The sequence below is a fragment of the Bradyrhizobium sp. genome (assembly GCF_049581145.1).
In the GTDB taxonomy this organism is placed as follows: domain Bacteria; phylum Pseudomonadota; class Alphaproteobacteria; order Rhizobiales; family Xanthobacteraceae; genus Bradyrhizobium.
This window is the reverse complement of record NZ_JBAURI010000485.1, coordinates 1-4,736: the sequence shown is the minus strand read 5'-3', so window position 1 is coordinate 4,736 and position 4,736 is coordinate 1. Positions and strand designations below refer to the sequence as shown.

The window sequence follows — 4,736 nt, the reverse complement described above, 5'->3', positions numbered from 1 at the left end:
GATTTTTTGGTCGGTGAAACGATCGTGGTCCGGTGAGATAATAGCATCGAGGGCGAGATCGCGATGCAGCCAAAACCGGTAGCGGGATCGGCAGTGATCGACCAGTCCCACGCGGCGCTCGATCCAATGCCACCATCCTCAACAATAGCATGTATCGGATCGTCGCCGCCCCATCAAGCCGCGGTCGATGCCAGCATAAAGACGAAGAACGACCGCTGCGGACATATCGGCATCGGCCTGCAGTTGGTACAGCTGAAAGAGGGGCCGCGCCTGATCGCTCACGGTCGGATCGGCGCTGATCATGCGTCCAACCATTGGGTCGTAGACGCGACCGTTCAGATGGACAAGCACGACCGAAGCGAGTTTCTCCTGGCCGGGCGCGAAGGGGGAGACGAAGCCGGAGCCCGTGGGCAACGCATCCGTCGACTCTGTGATGTTACCGATGAAATGGTCCGTCGCAGTTGTGTGATCGACGATGGGATGTTCACCTCGGCGATTGAGGTAGGCCGATAGCTCAGGCCCCCTCGCCTTCGCGGTGGCGATCCGAGCCGCGGCTGAACACGCCGTAATTGCTCGACTTCCGACCATCGCCGTCCGTCGCGGCCACGGTGAGGCCAAGCCGCAACAATTCGCGAACCGCGGCCGCGCGGGTCGGCATCCGGTGCTGGAAACGAAAATCGTCGAGCGCAGTCAGTTCCTCCGGAGAGAGCATGATCTGCAGTCGTTCACCGCGCACATCGGCCATGGGATCCGCCCGCCAGGAAAACATGAGTAACTATCTAATTATAAGCACCCGGCTTCGGTTCCACCAAACCCTCACCCTGCGCCAAATGAGTAAAGTTCAATAGTAAGAACAAATAGTTGTTCATTGCAGGTTCAACTTGGAACGGCTAAGCCTGTATGCACAGGAGAGAGCAGATGAAACAGGAAACCAAGCTTCCCCGCTCGCCTCAGGAGTCCCCAAAGCCAAACCGTCCGAGCCATGACCGCGTGGTCGAGAACCTCGACAAGTGGGCCAACAGCCCAGGCCTGCAGCCGCCGAAATGAGCTGCCCCGCGCGCGGGGCCAGGCCCGTGATCGAGCTGTCAGCGCACGGTTTTGGCGGGCTGCGAAACAAGGACGATCGATCGTCAGCAGGCGTCGCCGATCCCGCCTCGGACGCAACATGCCACACGACGCCTGAGGGGTCGAACAGGTAGCAGACCTGCAAACCCCGCAGCTTGGGCTACGGCATTCGCAGGTGGCACGCCAAATCGCTTGTCGAGCCCCAAGCCGTCGAGATCGTCGACCAATAGATGCGCGGCGGACCAGGGACTCGCCGAGTTCGACGAACCGCAGGGCCCGCTGCTGCGACCGGAACCTGCAAACGACGCTTCAGTTGATCATCATGATGGGTGCGCTGATCGCGCACGCGACCGCCGATCGGGCAGCTGCCATGCTTCGGAAACAGCCGTGCCGGATCGTTCGGGCGGCACGACTTGGATCGGCAGCTCGACCTACGGCTTGACGTAGCTCCAGCCCTGTTCCTCGAGCTGCATCACCCGCACCACGCCGGACGGAACGACCTCAGCCTGCGGAATGATCGGAATGTCCTTGTCCTCGGCCTTGCGCATGTTCTCCCGCGTGATGCCGCACGCCTTGAACGAGACCTCCGGCGCACTCAGCGCCATTGTCTCGATCCGGTCTTTGACTGGCGAAGTATCCGCGCGCAACATATTCAGGCCGGGTCCGAACGCAACCACCTCGATTTTGATCGGCTCGCCGGCCTTCTCATAATATTGAACGACGTTCGTTGCATTGTTCAGAGCGAGATTCATCGCCGCGGCGTCGTTGGTGTTCACCTGCAGGATCAGACGATGTTGCTTCTGCTCCGCCGCCGGCTGCGGGGCGGCCGCGGATTTCCCGGTCTTGCCGGTCGCATGCGCTCTCTTGACGAGCGGCTGGCCGGCGTCCGCTGCCGCCGTGGCCAAACAGGTCGTCACCAGCAGCGCCACTGCGCCTGCTGCCGCCATGCTCACGATTTGCCGAACCTTACGCACTATCTGCCTCCCATGGAACGCTGTTCCCCGTTGATCGTCAGTTGTTGGGCCTGGCGAGAACATGCGGCCATTTACAGGTCGCACCAATCTTCGCCCGCAAAGTCTCCAGCCCGTTGAGCGGAAAAACTCCGAGCTGGGAGGCTCCGTTCAACGAATTGACCAGCACCGAAAGCTCGCCCTTGGCCGGAAGCGACCACACGAGCGCCGCCGCGTCGCCCCTGAAGGCGACGCCGTCGCCAAAGGCCGCCGCGGCGCCTCCGAACTGAACCGACCGGCCGTCGTTCACGCGATAGGAGATGAAGTAGTGATTGCCGGAGCCGGTGATCTCGGGCCCCGACACCGCGAGTTCGGTGCGTCCGCCGCGGCAGCGGATCGATAACCGCAACAGCGGGCTGTCGGCGATCGGGCGCGAGACGATCGTCGCCGTTGCAATCGGCGAATAGTCGACCGGAGACGTCGTCTCGCTGACGATCCAGCCGCTGTCCTGCTGGGCCGCAACCTCTGCCGAGGCGATCCCGCTCACCAGGGCGAATGCGATTGGCAGCAGGCGTACCGCGCGTCTCACCTTGAAACCTATTGCGATGCCTGACTTGGACTCGCGTGTTGATCGAGCCACGCCTGCGCCGGCGGGAAGCGCGTCAGCCCTTGAACGCGGCCGGCCAGATTGATCGTTTTCCATTGCGGATCGAAGCCCGCTCCCTGCAGCTTGTCGAATCGCGTGAACAGATAGTCGACAAAGCGTGCGACGCGAAGATAGCGGTCCGAATTGGTCGGCCAATTGAACGCGACCAGCGCCGTCTGCACCGCGACCGTTTCGACGCGCTCGCCCGGCTTGATCAGATTGGGATAGTCGGTCGATTCGAGCTTGGTCGGAAGGTAGTAGTCCGACAGCTTGTCGTTGTATGGCACCGGAAGAAACTTGAAGCCCGGATCGAAGTGCCCGCGCAAAAACGCGTCGACCGGCTTTGCCGTGACGAACACCACCGCCTCCATCCCGTTCTCGCCTTTGCGCATCTGCTGGAGCGCGACCTGATGCGGAATGAACGTCTTGTCGACATCGAGTCCGAGACGGCTGAAGATCAGCGGTCCGGTATAGGCGGCCGCGGTGCCGAGCGTGTTGAAATTCACCTTCTTGCCGACGAGGTCGTTCAGGCTGTGGATCTCCGGCCGGACGAAGACATGCAGCTCGGAGGGGAAAAGATTGAGCACATAGTTGATCTTGCTCAGAATGTCCGGGACCTGGTGCTTGTACTCGTCGAGCGAGTCCGAATTGATGATCGCGACGTCGATGCCGCGCAGATAGAGCAGCGAATTGACGTTTTCCGTCGGCCCGCGCGTGACAATCGGGAGGATGTGCAGGTTGTTGCCGTCGTCGACAACCCTCGCCATCTCCGCGGCAAGGCGGATCGGCGCGCCTTCCAGAAGGCCCGCGGCAAGGCCGACCGTCCAGGCATTGATGGCCTCCCTCGGATTTGGGTTTGCAGCCGCATCCTGCGGCTTTGGCGGCGGGCTTGCCCGATGCAAACGGACTCTTTGGGCGCGCTCGTTCGCCGATTGCGCCCCCACCAGGGACGGCTGTAGCACCGCGAGCAGCGCGGTCACCATGGCGAGCGAGAGAAGCGGACGGGATATTCTCAATCTGGTCATCGGCCAACTCCGTCCCCTGTCCGGCCCGACGCCGCGCGCCGAGCCGATGTCCCCTCACGCGAGGTAACCCGTTCCGAAGATCGCTTCGCCGCACATGTCATTTGATAATTTGAGCAGGGGGAACCGATTCGGACTTCTTTTGGCGCTAGGTTGCACTGCGGCTGTCACGCACGCACGCGCATGAAGTGATTTGCGCACGAGGTTGCAGTCGCAATAGCTTGCTCGCTGAACGTGACAACCAAATTGAGGCTGCTTCAAAACGAAATTACGCTCTAAATGCGACAGGCCGCAAACGAGCCTTTTTGACGCGGTCGTATTCCCGAATGAGTGCCGATGAACTTCACGTGCACGTCCTCGACGAGCATCATCGGACGCCGCACCGATTGGCCGCCCTCAACCGCCCGAACCTCTCGATGCGTTTGCCGGGAACGTTGGCAAAGCTCAACTACGGAGCGTTCACCTCGTGGTGGAAGCAATGGTCGCAGAACTCCGTCGCGTCGACGTCCAAACGTCATCCGCGTCCGCATCGACGTTATCCGCCGCACTTGTCGAAAGCCGCGCTGAGCTTGGTCGTGCGGCACGCTCGCAACAGCGCAGCGTCAGGCGGCGATACGCGATCCTGGATGCGCCGACAAAGGACGCGCGCCGACCTTTTCATCAAGACGCGACAACGCATCCATGCGGGCCGGATGCTTTCCGACTTTGCCGGCGGCAGGCCCGGCCATGACGGCAGAGCGCCGCCGCCTCACCGGCCAAAGTGTGGAGCCGCCGACCGCCGGGCCAATCAATCCCGATTTTGATTGGCGCCGCCCACCCAAGCCTGTGGATGGCCCAAAAAACACCCGTTCGGAAAAGCCGAATTCACTAGCCCCTTCAAGCCGATACCATCGTCAAGTCCTGACGTGTAAAATAAATGCCTTTCGTTTTTTCAGAAATTGATGTTTGCTACATCCGTCCCGTGCTCTTCCAGGAGGGGCGCTTCGCGATCGTCACGAACGTTGGCGCGGGATGCGGTGGACGCGGCAGCGTCGGGCGTGATGGGATTGCAGA

7 protein-coding genes are annotated in these 4,736 nt (G+C 61.6%); 3 read left to right on the top strand and 4 right to left on the bottom strand.

Features of this window, described 5'->3' with window-relative positions; genetic code table 11:
* Window positions 1–93: 93 nt before the first annotated feature.
* Entirely contained in the window at window positions 94–513 is a 420-nt protein-coding gene (locus WCB02_RS16070) for a hypothetical protein (protein ID WP_423959413.1), read from the top strand.
* A 1-nt stretch (window position 514) separates the two neighbouring features.
* Here the strand turns inward: WCB02_RS16070 and WCB02_RS16065 are convergent, their stop codons facing one another.
* Window positions 515–745 carry a hypothetical protein gene (locus tag WCB02_RS16065; RefSeq protein ID WP_423959411.1) on the bottom strand — a complete coding sequence of 77 codons (231 nt, stop codon included), beginning with the start codon at window positions 743–745 and terminating at the stop codon, window positions 515–517.
* A gap of 173 nt (window positions 746–918) precedes the next feature.
* Between WCB02_RS16065 and WCB02_RS16060 the strand changes: the two genes are divergently transcribed.
* Window positions 919–1,047 (top strand): hypothetical protein, encoded by a 129-nt coding sequence (locus tag WCB02_RS16060; RefSeq protein WP_423959410.1) that lies wholly within the window; start codon window positions 919–921, stop codon window positions 1,045–1,047.
* A 449-nt stretch (window positions 1,048–1,496) separates the two neighbouring features.
* Here WCB02_RS16060 and WCB02_RS16055 read toward each other — a convergent pair whose 3' ends face one another.
* From WCB02_RS16055 to WCB02_RS16045, 3 genes are read right to left on the bottom strand one after another with little or no spacing between them, the layout of a single operon-like run.
* Window positions 1,497–2,039 (bottom strand): hypothetical protein, encoded by a 543-nt coding sequence (locus WCB02_RS16055; protein WP_423959407.1) that lies wholly within the window; start codon window positions 2,037–2,039, stop codon window positions 1,497–1,499.
* Window positions 2,040–2,076: 37 nt separating this feature from the next.
* Window positions 2,077–2,604, bottom strand: coding sequence for a hypothetical protein (locus tag WCB02_RS16050; protein WP_423959406.1), 528 nt, complete (start codon window positions 2,602–2,604; stop codon window positions 2,077–2,079).
* Window positions 2,605–2,612: 8 nt separating this feature from the next.
* Window positions 2,613–3,686 carry a TAXI family TRAP transporter solute-binding subunit gene (locus WCB02_RS16045; RefSeq protein ID WP_423959403.1) on the bottom strand — a complete coding sequence of 358 codons (1,074 nt, stop codon included), beginning with the start codon at window positions 3,684–3,686 and terminating at the stop codon, window positions 2,613–2,615.
* Between the two features lie 218 nt (window positions 3,687–3,904).
* On the opposite strand from WCB02_RS16045, the gene WCB02_RS16040 reads away from it, so the two are divergent.
* The gene (locus WCB02_RS16040) at window positions 3,905–4,486 is read left to right on the top strand and encodes a hypothetical protein (RefSeq protein ID WP_423959402.1); all 582 of its coding nucleotides are present in this window, start codon (window positions 3,905–3,907) and stop codon (window positions 4,484–4,486) included.
* Window positions 4,487–4,736 lie beyond the last annotated feature (250 nt).